The 15,925-nt window shown below is 29.0% G+C and carries 15 protein-coding genes; 11 read left to right on the forward strand and 4 right to left on the reverse strand.

Going from position 1 to position 15,925, the window contains the following annotated elements; all coding sequences use genetic code 11:
- Window positions 1-53: 53 nt before the first annotated feature.
- The 7 genes from BQ5344_RS02070 (at window position 54) to BQ5344_RS02100 (ending at window position 6,548) form a co-directional block, all read left to right on the forward strand.
- Complete coding sequence (locus BQ5344_RS02070; RefSeq protein ID WP_021768995.1) at window positions 54-461, forward strand: DUF2721 domain-containing protein; 408 nt, start codon at window positions 54-56, stop codon at window positions 459-461.
- A gap of 45 nt (window positions 462-506) precedes the next feature.
- Window positions 507-1,454 carry a hypothetical protein gene (locus BQ5344_RS02075; RefSeq protein ID WP_071123968.1) on the forward strand — a complete coding sequence of 316 codons (948 nt, stop codon included), beginning with the start codon at window positions 507-509 and terminating at the stop codon, window positions 1,452-1,454.
- Between the two features lie 221 nt (window positions 1,455-1,675).
- Window positions 1,676-3,010, forward strand: a complete 1,335-nt coding sequence (gene glmU, locus BQ5344_RS02080; RefSeq protein WP_071123969.1) for a bifunctional UDP-N-acetylglucosamine diphosphorylase/glucosamine-1-phosphate N-acetyltransferase GlmU — start codon at window positions 1,676-1,678, stop codon at window positions 3,008-3,010.
- 122 nt (window positions 3,011-3,132) lie between these two features.
- Entirely contained in the window at window positions 3,133-4,125 is a 993-nt protein-coding gene (locus tag BQ5344_RS02085; protein WP_021768992.1) for a ribose-phosphate diphosphokinase, read from the forward strand.
- A complete protein-coding gene (locus BQ5344_RS02090; RefSeq protein ID WP_235846092.1) occupies window positions 4,118-4,720 on the forward strand; it encodes an L-threonylcarbamoyladenylate synthase in 603 nt (200 codons plus the stop codon). The genes BQ5344_RS02085 and BQ5344_RS02090 overlap by 8 nt, the downstream gene beginning before the upstream one ends.
- Window positions 4,721-4,825: 105 nt before the next feature.
- Window positions 4,826-5,299, forward strand: coding sequence for a hypothetical protein (locus tag BQ5344_RS02095; RefSeq protein WP_021768990.1), 474 nt, complete (start codon window positions 4,826-4,828; stop codon window positions 5,297-5,299).
- Between the two features lie 43 nt (window positions 5,300-5,342).
- Window positions 5,343-6,548 carry a GspE/PulE family protein gene (locus BQ5344_RS02100; protein WP_071123971.1) on the forward strand — a complete coding sequence of 402 codons (1,206 nt, stop codon included), beginning with the start codon at window positions 5,343-5,345 and terminating at the stop codon, window positions 6,546-6,548.
- Between the two features lie 92 nt (window positions 6,549-6,640).
- Here BQ5344_RS02100 and BQ5344_RS02105 read toward each other — a convergent pair whose 3' ends face one another.
- From BQ5344_RS02105 to BQ5344_RS02120, 4 genes are all read right to left on the reverse strand, one after another.
- The gene (locus BQ5344_RS02105; RefSeq protein WP_235846093.1) at window positions 6,641-8,125 is read right to left on the reverse strand and encodes an RnfABCDGE type electron transport complex subunit D; all 1,485 of its coding nucleotides are present in this window, start codon (window positions 8,123-8,125) and stop codon (window positions 6,641-6,643) included.
- Window positions 8,125-9,498: an electron transport complex subunit RsxC gene (gene rsxC / locus BQ5344_RS02110; protein ID WP_021768987.1), complete on the reverse strand. Its 1,374-nt coding sequence runs from the start codon at window positions 9,496-9,498 to the stop codon at window positions 8,125-8,127. Before rsxC ends, BQ5344_RS02105 begins: the two co-directional genes overlap by 1 nt.
- Before the next feature lie 208 nt (window positions 9,499-9,706).
- Complete coding sequence (locus tag BQ5344_RS02115) at window positions 9,707-10,795, reverse strand: nitronate monooxygenase (RefSeq protein WP_083378188.1); 1,089 nt, start codon at window positions 10,793-10,795, stop codon at window positions 9,707-9,709.
- A gap of 111 nt (window positions 10,796-10,906) precedes the next feature.
- Window positions 10,907-11,368, reverse strand: a complete 462-nt coding sequence (locus BQ5344_RS02120) for a hypothetical protein (RefSeq protein WP_021768985.1) — start codon at window positions 11,366-11,368, stop codon at window positions 10,907-10,909.
- Window positions 11,369-11,861: 493 nt separating this feature from the next.
- On the opposite strand from BQ5344_RS02120, the gene BQ5344_RS02125 reads away from it, so the two are divergent.
- From BQ5344_RS02125 to BQ5344_RS02140, 4 genes are all read left to right on the forward strand, one after another.
- Complete coding sequence (locus tag BQ5344_RS02125) at window positions 11,862-12,179, forward strand: thioredoxin family protein (RefSeq protein WP_071123972.1); 318 nt, start codon at window positions 11,862-11,864, stop codon at window positions 12,177-12,179.
- A 63-nt stretch (window positions 12,180-12,242) separates the two neighbouring features.
- Window positions 12,243-13,268: a UDP-glucose 4-epimerase GalE gene (galE, locus tag BQ5344_RS02130; RefSeq protein WP_071123973.1), complete on the forward strand. Its 1,026-nt coding sequence runs from the start codon at window positions 12,243-12,245 to the stop codon at window positions 13,266-13,268.
- A gap of 18 nt (window positions 13,269-13,286) precedes the next feature.
- A complete protein-coding gene (locus tag BQ5344_RS02135; RefSeq protein WP_071123974.1) occupies window positions 13,287-14,315 on the forward strand; it encodes a YiiG family protein in 1,029 nt (342 codons plus the stop codon).
- A 211-nt stretch (window positions 14,316-14,526) separates the two neighbouring features.
- Complete coding sequence (locus BQ5344_RS02140; RefSeq protein WP_071123975.1) at window positions 14,527-15,762, forward strand: aminopeptidase; 1,236 nt, start codon at window positions 14,527-14,529, stop codon at window positions 15,760-15,762.
- Window positions 15,763-15,925: the final 163 nt, after the last annotated feature.

The following is a 15,925-nucleotide window of genomic DNA, read 5'->3' on the forward strand; positions in this document are numbered from 1 at the left end:
GTATAATATTAAATAAAAAACACTAAAAAAATGAATTAAGGAGACTAAAAAATATGACTTTAGAAATTACTACACCTGCCGTTCTTTTTCCTACTGTATCTCTACTTTTACTTGCATATACTAACAGATTTTTGGCACTTACAGCGATTGTTAGACAGATGGATTCGAGCGGGGAAATAGAACATGAATTTTATCAGGTTAAAAACCTGAGGAAAAGATTGAAGTACATTAAAAGAATGCAATATTTTGGGGTTTTTAGTTTGTTAATGTGTGCGGTTTCGATGTTATTCCTGTTTTTTCAGATAGATTTTATTGGAAAAATCAGTTTTGCAATAAGTTTGGTATCGCTCATAATTTCGTTAATATTTTCATTGTTAGAAATTCAGATTTCACTCGAAGCTTTAAGAATTCATTTGAATTATAATGAAAATGATACTGAAATTGAGGAAAAAAATAAATAAAAACTAGAATCATTGTACATACATAAATTATTTGATGGAGAAAAAATGAAAAAATTTTTATTAAATTTAAAAAATAAAGATAAAATTGGAATTTACAGATTTGATACTGATGGATTTTCTGTTGGAAATATTCTAAAAATTTGGGACAATTACTTGCTTTTAAAGTCTTATGATACTCAAAATAATGAAGATGGAATGAAAATTTATCAAATTGATAAAATTCAAAGAATTATTTTGGATTCAGATTATATAAAAAATTTAGGAAACAACTTATTAGATAAAACGGAAAGCAGTTACGAATGGCTGTATACAAAAAACTTAAATTCCATTGATGATATTTTAGAAAATATTATAAAGACTAGAACTTTAGTTTTTTTACATTTAAAGGACGAAACAACAGAAATTTGCTATATTACCAAAAAAATTGGAGAAAACTATTTTTTGGAAATACTGGATTATAATCTAAATATAACTTCTACAGAAATTATTTCTAAAAATTATATCCGTTTAATAAAATTTTTTGACAGGAAAAAAATAAATAAAGATTTTGAGATTCATAAAATTAAATTATTTGTTGGAAAAACCTATATTGGAAATATTGTTATGGAAAATGAAAAGTTTTTAGTTTTAAAAGAAATTTTCGATTTTGCAACTGAAAAATTTGTAACAGTTATCCGAAAAGAATTTATTGAAGAAATATCTAAACCATTTACTGAAGTTAAATATATTGACAAAATAAACTTAAATAAATATTTTGAAAACATTAACAGTCTAGATTATCTTTCAATTTTAAAAATTTGTCAGGAAAATAATTTATTTGTTTTTATTGACAATGAAGATTTTGAAGATAGTAAAGTTGGGATAGTAACAAAATTGGAAAATAAAAGATTACAATTAAAAATATTGGATAAAAATTTTCAATTTATTGAAATTTTGAATATAAATTATTTAGATATTCATATTTTTTATATAACAAATTATTGCTATATATAAGGTTACATCTCATTAAAGTTAAAGTTTTTTGCAATATATTTTAACAAATAAAAAACTTTTTCATAACATTTGAATAAATCGGAAAAAATTGATATAATTAGAAAGTAAAGTAATTTTGTTAAACTCAAAAATTTGAGTTTTTTTAAACACTAGATTTTTTATAGCTTGAGTAAAATGAAAACAAATATTTTATTGTTAATAATTAAATTGAAGGAGGAATGATGATTTCGTTAATTTTGGCGGCAGGGAAAGGGACTCGTATGAAGTCCGATCAATCGAAGGTTTTACACAAGGTGAATGGTGTTCCTATGATTAGAAGAGTTGTCAATGTGCTGGAAAATATCGGGAATGAAAAAAATATTTTTATTCTAGGACACAAAAAGGAAGATGTTTTAGCTGAAATGGGAAATGTCGTTTATGTCACACAAAAAGAACAGCTTGGAACAGGACACGCTATTCTAATTGCAAAGGATAAAATCAAGGAATACGGTGAAAATGTTCTTATCACTTATGGAGATACACCGTTGTTAAAAGAAAAAACATTGGAAGAATTAAAAAGAGTGTTTAAAGAGAAAAATCTTGATTGTATCGTGCTTTCATGTAAAGTTAAAAATCCATTTGGATATGGACGGATTGTTAAGGAAAATGGTAAAATTTCAAACATTATTGAAGAAAAGGAAGCAAATGAAAATGAGAAAAAAATAGATGAAATTAATACAGGAGTCTATATTTTCAAAAATCAAAGTCTGCTTTATGCGATAGAAAAAATTGACAACAACAATTCAAAAGGTGAATATTATTTAACCGATGCTATAAAAATTTTATCGACAGAAGGCTATAAAGTTGACAGCTTTCAAATTGAAGATGAAGATGAAATCTTAGGAGTAAACTCAAAATCTCAGTTAGCACAGGCAAGTAAAATTTCAAGAAACAGAAAAAATACTGAACTTATGGATAACGGAGTAATTCTGATTGACCCAGATACAACTTATATTGAAGATAATGTTGAAATTGGACAAGATACTGTAATTTATCCAAATGTTACAATTCAAGGTAATACGACAATTGGAAAAAACTGCGAAATCTTGGGAAATACAAGAATTGAAAATTCTGTGATTGCTGATAACGTGAAAATAGAGGCTTCTGTTGTTGAGCAATCTACTCTTGAGGAAGGGGTAACTGTGGGACCTTTTGCACATTTACGTCCAAAGGCACATTTGAAAGAAACTGTACATGTTGGAAACTTTGTGGAAATAAAAAATGCTACGCTTCAAAAAGGTGTGAAAACAGGGCATTTGACTTATATTGGAGATGCTGAAGTTGGGGAAAATACGAATATCGGTGCAGGTACAATCACTTGCAATTATGACGGGAAAAATAAACATAAGACAAAAATTGGAAAAAATGCCTTTATTGGAAGCAATTCAATAATTGTAGCTCCAGTTGAAATAGGAAGCAAAGTTCTAACAGCGGCTGGATCGGTTATTACAAAAGATATTCCAGATGAAGCATTGGCATTTGGAAGAGCAAAACAGGTTAACAAAGAAAAAAAATAAACAAATATTTTAAAAAATAAAAATGTCAAAAAATCAAAAATTATAATGTATATTTTAATGTTAATTAATAATAAAAACATTTTAATAAAAATTCAAAATATAAAGAGAGAAAGGGAAATAAAATGATAACATTAACCAAAGAGGACAAAAGCAGAATAAAAATTTTTGCAGGATCATCTAGTGAAGTTCTAGCACAAAAAATTGTAAAATATTTGGATATGGATTTATCATCTGCTGAAATTGTAAGATTTGCCGATGGAGAAACTTTTGCAAAGTCAAATGAAAGTGTACGTGGGTGCAAGGTGTTTATCATCCAATCTACTTCAAAACCTGTAAATGAAAGTATTATGGAGCTTTTAGTTTTTATTGATGCGATTAAAAGGTCATCAGCCAGAGAAATTATTGCGATAATTCCTTATTACGGATATGCAAGGCAGGACAGAAAAGCAAGTCCACGTGAGCCAATCACATCAAAACTTGTTGCAAACCTACTTACTGTCGCAGGAGCTACAAGAGTAATCACAATGGATTTACATGCAAGACAAATTCAAGGATTTTTTGACATTCCAGTGGATCACATGGAAGCATTGCCAATTTTGGCTAAACACTTTATAAAATATGGATTTCACCCAGAAGACACTGTTGTTGTTTCACCTGATGTTGGTGGTGTAAAAAGAGCGAGAGGACTTGCAAATTGGCTACATACGCCACTTGCGATAATTGATAAAAGACGTGCCAAAGCAAATGTTTCGGAAGTTATGCACATTATTGGAGATATAAAAGGGAAAAAAGCTATTTTAATTGATGACATGATTGATACAGCTGGAACAATATGTAATGCGGCACAGGCTCTAATTGACAAAGGAGCAACAGAAGTTTACGCATGTGCTACACACGCTGTATTCTCAGACCCTGCGATTGAAAGGTTAAAAAACTCAGCTTTTACAGAAGTTGTAGTAACTGACACAATCCAATTACCTGAAGACAGAAAATTTGATAAATTAAAAATTTTATCAACAAGTAAAATGTTTGCAGAAATAATAAAAAGAATTTCGAAAAATAGTCCAATAAGTGACTTATTTGAAATGCCAGTTGACGATGATAATGATGAATAAAATTGAAAATGCAGTACGTATTTTGAAAAATGGGGGGGTTGCCATATTTCCAACAGACACTGTTTATGGAATAGGCACTCTTCCCAAAAAAGAATACATGGAAAAAATTTATAAAATAAAAAAAAGGGATTTCTCAAAAAAAATAATCGCTTTAATCAGTGATAAAAATAAATTAGCAGAATTAATAAACGAAACTGATGAAAATATAAAAAAAATTGAAAATATCCTCAAAAAATATTGGCCGGGAGAGTTGACTGTTATCTTTCGCGCAAATCAGAATTTTACAAAACATTTTGATAAAAATATGGAAACAATTGGAATTCGTATTCCAAAAAATGAAACTACCCTTGAAATAATAAAAAAATCTGGAGGCGTTTTATTAACCACAAGTGCAAATATTTCAGGTGAAAATGCTGTCACTAAAGTAGAAAATCTAAGTCAAGAACTAATAAAAAATGTAGATATAATTATTTCAAATGAAAAAGTGAAACTAACAGGAAAACCTTCCACAATTGTGAAATATGAAGATGGAAAATTGACATTATTAAGAGAAGGAAATATTGCATTTGACGAAATAATCAATAATTTTAGATGATAATATTTAAGATTAAATTGACAAAAGTTAAATATTTGAGTAGAATAATTATAATTTTAATAAATTTTTATAAATATAAAAATAATAAATGGAAAGGAGTCTTTTATGGCAAAAATGGTAAATCCAAATACTGTTAGCAATATGGATTTAATAAATGCAAAATCACAAGCGAAAATGCAGCAGATTGTGCAGAAAGTTGGAAAAGGAAAAAGAAAAGTTAATGTTACGTTTTCTAAAATGTCAAGAAGTTATCTGACAAGAATGATCGAGGAAATGAGAAAAATGATGGGGCAATACGAAAAACAGCTTCCAAATGTATTTGCTTTTTTCAAATATTTAGAAAATGAAGTAAAAATAACAAAGGCAAATAAAAAAGAAAAAACTAAAAATGTAAAACTTTCTTACGAAGAAGTTGACTTTTTTAAATTGCAGCTAAAAGAAACATTAAAGGGGATTGACGCTCAACGTGCTACTTTAAAATGGTACAATTTGATAAAAAAAGCATTATTTAAAACATTGACAAAACAAACAGAAGTAGTGCTGGAAGAATTTAATTCTGGAAGTGTTAAAAAGAAATAAATAAAAGGTAAAAATATAAAAGCGGGAAGGAAAATTGAGGACAATGAATAAAAAAATAAACGAAAAAGTAAAACTTAAAGACTTTGCAGATAATAAAAACAGTATATTATCAAATGATACGGTTTCTTATCTAAATGAAATTGTAAAAGCTGGATTTAAGGAACGTGCCAGTGATATTCACATAAAATTTGATTTGCTTGAAGGAATGGAAATAAAGTATCGAGTTGATGGATACCTTATGGAAAGCCAAAACTTATATGAAACTGTGAATAAAAAAGTGCTGGAAAAAAATATCACCGAAATTATTGCCAGAATAAAAATTTTGGCAGGAATGAATGTTGCAGAGAAAAGAAAGCCACAAGATGGCAGCTTTTCTTTTTTATTTAATATAAAAAATCTTAATAAACGCTACGACATAAGAGCTGCCTACATGCCAACAATCGGTGGAGAAACTATGGTTTTACGTATTCTTGAAAATTATCTAGAAGATATAAATCTTGAAACACTTGGTTTTTCAAATCAAAGCATAGTAATGTTAAAAGAAATTTTAACTAGAAAATATGGAATGATTTTGGTGAGTGGTCCGACAGGATCTGGAAAATCCACAACTTTAAAATCTCTAATAACTATGTTAAATGACGGAAGAAAAAAAATCATAACTGTAGAAGATCCTGTTGAAAGTAAAATTGAAGGAATTGTTCAGATACAGGTAAATCAGAATATTGGAGTAACATTTGCTGAAGTTTTAAAAGCCACGTTAAGAAACGATCCTGATATTATAGTGATTTCAGAAATTCGTGATGAAGTTACTGCAGAAATTGCTGTAAGAGCTGCATTAACAGGACATCTTGTTATATCCACAATTCACACAAATGACGCTGTTTCCACATTAATCAGGCTAGTGGATATGGGTATTCCAAAATATTTGATATTAGATTCGTTAATTGGCGTGATTGGACAACGACTGGTTGGAAAAAAATGCCAGAAATGTATGGGAGAAGGTTGTAGTGAATGCTCCAATGGATACAGCGGCAGAATTTCGATAAATGAAGTACTTGTGCTGAATCAGGATGTGCGAAATATTTTAAAAGAAGACAACCATCTCGGTTCTGAAACTAAAAATAAACTGAAAATGCTGAATCAAAAATCTAAAAATCAAAAGCACTTTATTGATTTTATGGAAGATGCGAATGAAAAAATTGATAAAAATTTAATTTTTGAAAGGGAAAAAGCAAGTATTATTTTTTAACAAAAAATGCAAGGATTTTTATTTCCATTATCCTTGCACAAATTTGTTTTTTAGGAAATTAAGTTAATTATTTAGCTAATTTCCTTTTTTATTTACTTAAATTTTTTATTTCTATCACTTCTTATTAATTGCAATGTTAACACTAAAATATATAAATAAACTAAATATGGAATAGCCCCTATCTTATGTAACCCTATAAAAATTAATGCAAAAACAATAATTACAAGTGTCAGTAATATTCCTTTTCCAACTTGTTTTACCACTTCTTCCTTCACCTCGTAACCGAATACAACAGGACGGAACACTTTATTTATATATCTCGTAAACGGATTCAAAATTAACAATACATACGATAATGTTTCATTTTTTACTCCAAGCATTGACAGAAGCACAATCACAACACCCAGTATTATTCCATAATAAATCTTCCCGGCTGCAAATGATGGACTTGTCGGCATATCAGTTGCCATAAATATTCCTGTTAATAAAAGTCCTCCCATTGAAACAGAAATTCCATCTTTTAAAATCATTGTGGCTATAAATGATGTAGCAAATAAAGTTACAGGGATATGCCATGAAATACGGTTTTTTAATAATAAATACAGCCCTCCCAGAATTAATGCAAATGCAGAATATGACCCCAATGAACCTGAAGAAGTTAACAATAGTTCGTCTAAATAGCTCATAATAGGTGTTTTCTGAAAATTTACAAAGAAATTTATTTTTGATAATCTTAGTGCTTCTTGACTAAACCAAATAGTTCCAGAAGACATTGTTGCTGGAAAGAAAACTGTCATAAATTCACGTCCTACTACCGCTGGATTAAGTACATTTTTCCCAATCCCTCCATACATCAGTTTTCCAAAAATTATAGCCATGCTGGCTCCAAAAGCAACAACTGGTAATGAAGTTAACGGTGCCAAAGTCAAAGCCATCAAAATCCCTGTGATTACTGCTGATAAATCATGTGCAGAATCCTTGTCATTCAAAAATATTCTTGAAAACAATTTTTCAGTTATTACTGCTGAAAAAATAGAAGTTACTATTACTAATAAAGCTGTTAACCCATAAACAAGTCCAGCTGCAATTAAAGCAGGGAATAAAGATATAATAACATCTTTCATAACATCTCTCACTTCAACATCTGTTCGTACAAATGGATTAAATGACATTTTTTTCATTTCTCTTTTTTTAAAAAAGGTTCTTATTATTTTTCTTCGTTTAATTTTTTCATCTTGTTTCCCTAAATTTTTTTCATTTAAAATATTTGATTTTTCATATACTTTTGGTTTACTTAAATTTGTATTTTTTATTTTTTTTATATTTTTCTTTTCCTCATTTTCTGCTTTTTCATTTACTTCTTTTTTAATTGTTTCTCTTTTAGTTTTTTCATTTCGTGTTTTTTCCAGCTTTATTATTTTACCATTATTATGCAAATTTTGCTGATTAATATTCCTTTTTTTAGGCAAATTTTCGGTTTCTGAATGGTGAACTGTATCATCATTATCCAAAAGTCCATTTTTAATTTTTTTTCTTACATCTAGTATTTCTTCTAACAGCGTTTTTTCATCTGTCATTATTTATTCGCCTCCATTTCCGACAAAATTGCTTTTCCTGTTTTTATGCTTTCTATTAATGGAACTCTTGATGGACATACAAACTCACATGCTCCACATTCTATGCAATTTTGAATATTCGCTGTAACCATCTGTTCGTATTTCCCTTTTTCATAATAATCAGCAAATTCAAAAGGCATAAGATTCATAGGACAGGCTTCTACACAATATCCACACGAAATACAATTTTTCCTTTCAATTTCTTCTGGACTTAAAAATAGTATCCCAGAAGTCCCTTTAATCACAGGCACTCGAGAATCAAAAATTTCCATTCCCATCATAGGACCACCAAAAATAACCTTTTCTTCATTCCGAATATCCAATTCTTTTACAATATGATAAAGTGGAGTTCCAAATTTTATTTTATAATTTCCTATATTTCTTGCTTCTTCACCAGATACTGTAACAACTCTTTCTATAAGTGGTTTCCCTTCAAAAAATGCATCATAAATTGCCTTTACTGTACTTACATTACTTACAACTACACCTTGTTCTAATGGTAATTCACCTTTTCGTACTTTTTTACCTGTAACAGTATTTATTAGCTGCAATTCACTTCCTTGTGGATAAATCGTTGGCAACAACTGAATTTTTAAATCAAATTCTTCTTCTTTTCCTATTTTTTCAAAAATTTCAATCAGTTCGCTATTTTCCTCTTCTATTCCAATTATCATTTCTTTTGGATTTAGTAATTTTTGAATAACTTTCAATCCACGGAAAAGTTCACTTGTGTAATTTTTCATAACAGAATAATCAGAAGTCAAATATGGCTCGCATTCAGCTCCATTTATTATAAATGTTTCTACTTTTCTAAATTTTATATCATATTTTATATGAGTCGGAAACTGTGCTCCTCCAAGCCCCACTATTCCTGCCTCTTTTATTATCTTAAAAATTTCATCTTTTTTTATTAATTTTAAATCTCGAAGTTCCCTTTTTACAAGATTTTCTTCCTTATTTTTAAAATCATTTGCAATAATAATAGTTTTCACTTTATTTCCATTAGCAATAAAATGCTCAACAACGTCAACAACATCGCCTGAAACTGGTGAATGTATATTAGCAGATATATTACCTGAAATTTCACCTATTTTCTCATATTTTTTTACATAATCTCCAATTTCTACTACTGGAATGGAAGGGCTTCCTATATGTTGCGAAAGTGGCACATATAAAAGAGCAGCATCTTTAAGTTCCTTTAATTCGGTGTTTTTTGTCATTGGTTTCATCGGATGATGTTTTTTTATAGTTTTTTTCTTTTTTTCTTCTGTTTCTTCAACATTTTTGTTTAAAAGAATATTGATTATCCTCTTTATACTTCTATTTCTAGCCATTTCTCTCTCCAATTTATTTTTTAACTTTTTAAATTATATTTCAATTCTTTAATAAAAGACATACTCTAAATTTAACAATCCTTGACTTTTACTAAAAAATTCAAATTTTAATTATTTTTTTACCTAAATTAATCAACATAAATACTAAGCGGAAAACAAGGGGATTCGATTATTTCATCCCCCTTGTTCTTGATTATTTACTATAATCCTAATTACTTTCTATCATAAGTTCGTCTATTAAATCCTTCACATGGACAATTTCCTTTAATCTCCATCCGTTAGCTCCCGAGAAGAACAATCCACTTTGAAGCCTACCTAAATAGGCATCTCCTAAGCTATCTGCAATACAGTATCCCACTCTATTTGCACCTTTTCCACGTTCACATGGGAATACACAGTTGCTTATACATTTTATTTTTTTTGTATTAGGCTCTAATGTTTGAACTAAGTTCGTTTTTACAGCACGTCCTGGATAGCCAACTGGCGAACTTACAATTACTATGTCCTCTTCTTTTGCATCGAGCAAAACCTGTTTTAGAACATCGCTTGCATCACATTCGTAAGTACCGATAAATCTTGTACCCATTTGAACGGCATCAGCTCCAAGTGCCATAATATTTTTTATATCATTATTGTCCCATATTCCACCTGCCGCTATAATAGGAAAATCTCCCCATTTATCACGTTCCTCCTTAATCGGCGGCAAAATCGCTTCCAGCTGATGTTCAGGAGCAAATAATTCTTCATATTTTGCACCTTGATGTCCTCCACTTTTCGGTCCTTCCACAATTACTGCTCCCGGCATTCTCCCAGCAGCTTTCCATTTTTTGCAGATTATTTTCAAAGCTCTGGCTGATGAAACTATCGGCACGATTTCCACATCCGGATAATCCTTTACAAGCCTTGGAAGTTCCAATGGAAGCCCTGCTCCTGTAACAATAATATTTGCCCCAGCCTCAAGAGCATCCTTTACCACTCTCTCATAATCATTTATTGCATGAAGAATATTGCACGCAAGCGGTTTATCTCCACAAATTTTTCTTGCATTTTTAAATATTTCAAAAAGTGCTTCACGATTATATGCATTTTCTGTCCCAAGAGGACGACCATTTACGGCTTTTTTCACAAATCTCATATTTTGGTAGTATCCAGTACAAATAGCACTTATTGTTCCAAGGCATCCATTTTTAGCTACATTTCCAGCAAGCTGATCCCAGCTGATCCCAACACCCATTCCACCTTGAACTATCGGCTTTTCAATAAAATATTTCCCAATTTTTATTCCTTTTAATTCGATTTTTTTATTTTCATTTAAAATTTCAGAATTTTCTTCTTTAATTTCCGTTACTTCGTTCACTTTGATTTCCTCCAATTTTATAATTTTCTAAATTATTAACATTGATTATTTTTAAAAATTATATGGTGGAGCCCTACTAATCTTCTTTTTTTCACTTACTGAAGTGTAATTTAAAATTACATTACAAAAATGCAGTTTAGGCAAAATATATATTAATTTCGTTATTTTTTCAATTATTTTTTTTCTAATATCATTTTCAATAAAATTTATATACCCATTGGCACAAAGCCGTTCAAAATTTTCTACCAGCCTTTTTAAATCAACATTTTCCAAAAACGATAAATCAATCCCTGAATTTGAAATATGTTTATCCAGCATTTTCAAAAATTCATCACTTTTATTTATCACAATTTTTTTATTTTTCTCATATAATAATGCAACGTTTTCAATATTTAAAAAATTTATTTTAGAAAAAGTTGCCAAATAATCTTTTTTTGTAACCTGTTCAAAAAACTGTGTAACAACTGTTTGCACAACTTTAGATAACTTTTTCAACCGAAATTTTTCAAACATAAAACCTCCTTTATTGCTTGTGATAAATCCTGTAAAACCAAACCCAAAAATTGTATCTATTTAATTTAAACTAGCTTGATTTTTTTATATTTTAATATGTATTCAAAAAACTTATAACACACGTTATTTTTTAATTATATAATGTTTTTGGACTTTTTACAATTAAATATTTTTATTTTGATAATCAAAATATTTTTTGAAAAATTTTTTCCTAATTTTTATTTCTTCCCCTCTCTTCTTCTTTTTTTCTTAGTTAATCCAATTCTTCTTGTTAAATTTTTTATATATCTTATATAAGTCTCCGATTTTTAACCAAATTAACTGTTAAAATAAAAAATATGAAATTTTTTTGAAATAAAAAAGGATTAAAACAAATATTTATTAGTGATAACTCACTTTACAACTCTAAATTGAAAAAAATAAAATTGCAGAAATTAACTAAAATTGATATAATAATAGAAAATATAAATTTAAAATATAGAGGTGAAGTTATATGAATAATATCATCAATTATGCTGGAGAAGACTTTGAAAATGAAATAATTTCGCATACTGGACTTACACTTGTCGATTTTTATGCTATCTGGTGTGGACCTTGCCAAATGCTTGAAAAGGTTCTCTCTGAAGTGGCTAATAATTCCGAGTGCAGGATTGCCAGAGTTGATGTTGATGATTATCCTGAGTTTGGAACTAAATTTAAGATAAGAGGACTTCCTATGCTTATTCTTTTTAAGGATGGAGAAATTGTAGAAACATTAAATGGGTTTCAAACTTTTGATGAAATCATGAAAAAAATTAATTTGCATAGTTAATTTAATAATTTTAAAATTTTCTTACATACAAAAATAGAAATTTTAGAAAGAAAGGATGTTTTTATGAAAACAATTTTGGTTCCAGGAGGAGCAGGATATATCGGCTCTCACACGGTTTTAGACTTGATAAAGAAAGGATTTCATCCTATTATAGTTGATGATTTTAGCAATTCAAGCAAAAAGGTTATTTCAATTTTAGAAGAACTTTCTGGAACAAAAATATCTTTTTATGAACTTGATATAAAAAATAAGGAAGGCTTGAGAAAAATATTTAATGAAAACAAAATTGATGCTGTAATTAATTTTGCTGGATTTAAGGCTGTTGGAGAATCTGTGGAAAAACCACTTATGTACTATGAAAATAATTTATTTGGTATGGTTACTTTACTTGAAGTAATGAAAGAATTTGATGTAAAAAATATTGTATTCAGTTCTTCGGCTACGGTTTACGGAACTTCTGATAAAGTCCCTTTCGTAGAAACTGATCCAATGGGAGAAGCTACAAATCCTTATGGACGTACAAAAGTAATTATCGAGAATATTTTAATGGATTTAGCAAAATCTGACAAGACTTGGAACATTATTGCACTTAGATACTTTAATCCATTAGGTGCCCATGAAAGTGGAAGAATTGGAGAAGATCCAAATGGAATTCCAAATAATCTTTCCCCTTACATAACTCAAGTTGCAGTAGGAAAACTCGATAAATTACATATTTTTGGAAACGATTATGACACTCTAGACGGAACTTGTATAAGAGATTTCATTCATGTAAATGATTTGGCGGCAGGACATTCAGCAGCATTAAATTATTTATTTAATAATGAAAATCTTGGTTTTGATGCAATAAATTTAGGAAGTGAAAAAGGGTACAGCGTTCTTGAAATCCTACATAATTTTGAAAAAGCTGTTGGAAAAGAAATTCCTTATGTAATTGATGGACGAAGAGCAGGAGATATTGCTGTTTGTTATGCTGATGCCTCAAAAGCCAAAAAATTATTAAACTGGGAAGCAAAATACACTATCGAGGATATGTGCAGAGATTCTTGGAACTGGCAGAAAAAAAATCCAAATGGATTTGAAGATTAATTTTTTTACGGAGGTGTTATGAAAAAATTTTTTTTGTTAATTTTTACATTTATTTTTATTTTTAGCTGTAATAATGGTTCTAATTTAAAAGAAACGCAATCTGATAAAATGACTGAAGAAGAAAAAATAAAATTTGAAAAATTTCAAAATATGCCGTTAAATGAATTAAGAACTTTAAGTTCATTAAAAGATGTTAGGCAATTTGAAGATCTATTTTTTGAATATGAATTAAGATATGACATGTATTTTAGGATAAAAAAAGGGAAAAAAGAAGAATTTTTTATTCCTTCAGAAATAAACATACGGGAATTTGTAGCAAAATATCCAGTAAATCCAATAGAAAAAGAATATTTAAAAACAAAAAAATATTTCAAAAATATGATTCAAAATAATAGTGTTTTAAAAGATTTTGAAAAACCATTAAATGAATATTTTGAATATGCTGAAAAGAAAATTTCAAAAATGAAAGAAATTGAGAATTATTATAAAAATAACGAATATAAGAAAGATAATTTTCAAAAAGGCAGAATTTTAGATAAAGAATACGAAGAAATCCGTATATCATACGATTCTTATGACATTGAATCAAAATTTCAAAATTTAGAGTCCTTATCAGCAAAATATTTACTAAATAATTTAAAAAATAACGGACAAACTGCCGCATATAATATTTTCCGAATAAAATTCATTATTTCTCTAATTAATAAAAAACTTTATGATGATGAGTTTGCAGATGAAAAAAATGATAACTTAATAAATCAACTGGAAATACTAGGAAAAGATTTTAAATTAGCAGTATCTCAAGCCGAGAAAATAAAAGATTCAGAAATTAAAGATGAAAATATGGATATTGATAAATATAAAAGTTATGTAAAAGAAGCAAAAAAATCCATAAAAAATTTTTATAAAGGATTAAAAAACTTAAAAAATAGCAATCCAAATTCAGAGGAGGATGAATTTATTATTTTTGAAGATGAAAAATATAATAATTTACAGTTTTATAAAGATAATGAGGAAAATGAGAAAATGAAAATATTTTATCAATAGTAAATTAAAAAATATTATACTCTTTACCATTTTTTTTAATACATTTTTGTAACAAATGTTTGACATCTATACAAAAAGCAAAAAGAACATATTCCAGTCCTACTAGACATTATAGAGATAACATTATGTTAAGTGGCACAACAGTATCGTTAGATTTTGGGTATGCTCTTAAACATGAATAATAACAAATTTTGAAAGGAAAAAAATAAAAATGAACAACTTTGAAGAAAAATTAAATAAATATGCAGAAGTAATTGTAAAAATTGGAGCAAATGTACAAAAAGGACAAAAAGTTTGGGTAAACTGTACAACTGATGCTTTGCCATTAGTTTACAAGGTTACAGAATTAGCTTATCAAGCGGGAGCAAGTGATGTTCACGTAAAATTGACAGATGATAAATTATCAAGACTTCATGCTGAATATCAATCGAAAGAAGTCTATTCACACATCCCACAATGGGCAATTGACGAAAGAAATGATTATCTTGACAATAATGTCGTATTTATCCACATTTTAAGCAGTTCTCCAAATTTATTTGCTGGAATTGATGCTGAAAAACTGGGAGCATTGACAAAAAATGCAGGAGAAGCCTATAAACATTACCGAACTTGCATTATGACAGATGTAAATTCTTGGACAATTGCAAGCTATCCTTCGGCAGATTGGGCAAGACTTGTATTCCCAGATGAAGCAAATACTGACATTGCACAGGAAAAACTGCTTGATGCAATATTAAAGACTGTAAGAGTTGATAAAACTGATCCAGTTAAGGCTTGGGAAGAACATAGACAAAATTTGACTGAAAAAGCTGAATTTTTAAACAATAAAAACTTTGTAGCACTTCATTATACTTCAAAAGGTACTGACTTGACAGTAGGACTTCCTAAAAATCACATTTGGGTAGCGGCTGGAAGTAAAAATGCGAAAGGGGCGGATTTCTTGCCAAATATGCCGACAGAAGAAGTATTTACAGCTGGAGATAGAGACCGTGTAGATGGTTATGTTTCAAATAAAAAACCGCTTTCTTATCAAGGAAATATCATCGATAACTTTAAATTGACTTTTAAGGATGGAAAAGTTGTGGATTTTGAAGCGGAGCAAGGATATGAGATTTTGAAGCAGCTGCTTGATACTGATGAAGGTTCGAGAAGAATTGGAGAAGTTGCCCTTGTGCCAAATGATTCCCCTATTTCTAACTCTGGGCTTCTTTATTACCAGACATTGTTTGATGAAAACGCCTCAAACCATCTGGCATTGGGTGCTGCATATCCAACTACCCTAAAAGATGGTACAAAAATGACTGAAGAGGAACTAGAAAAAGCTCACATTAATCAGTCTATTTCCCACGTTGACTTTATGATTGGTGATGCGGAAATGGATATTGATGGAATTTTGGAAGATGGGACAAGAGTTCCTGTATTTAGAAAAGGAAATTGGGCATTTTAGAAATAATTTAAAATTAATGAAATTAACTGTCTTAAATTAAGGCAGTTTTTTAATTAAAAAAATAAGTAAAAAAGAAAAACAGTAAAACTTTTTGATTTACTGTTTAACAAATTTCTATCGCATTCTTTTCATGTTAAGCTACTTTACAATTTTAAATAATTTA

Source organism: Leptotrichia massiliensis (assembly GCF_900104625.1).
Lineage (GTDB): Bacteria > Fusobacteriota > Fusobacteriia > Fusobacteriales > Leptotrichiaceae > Leptotrichia > Leptotrichia massiliensis.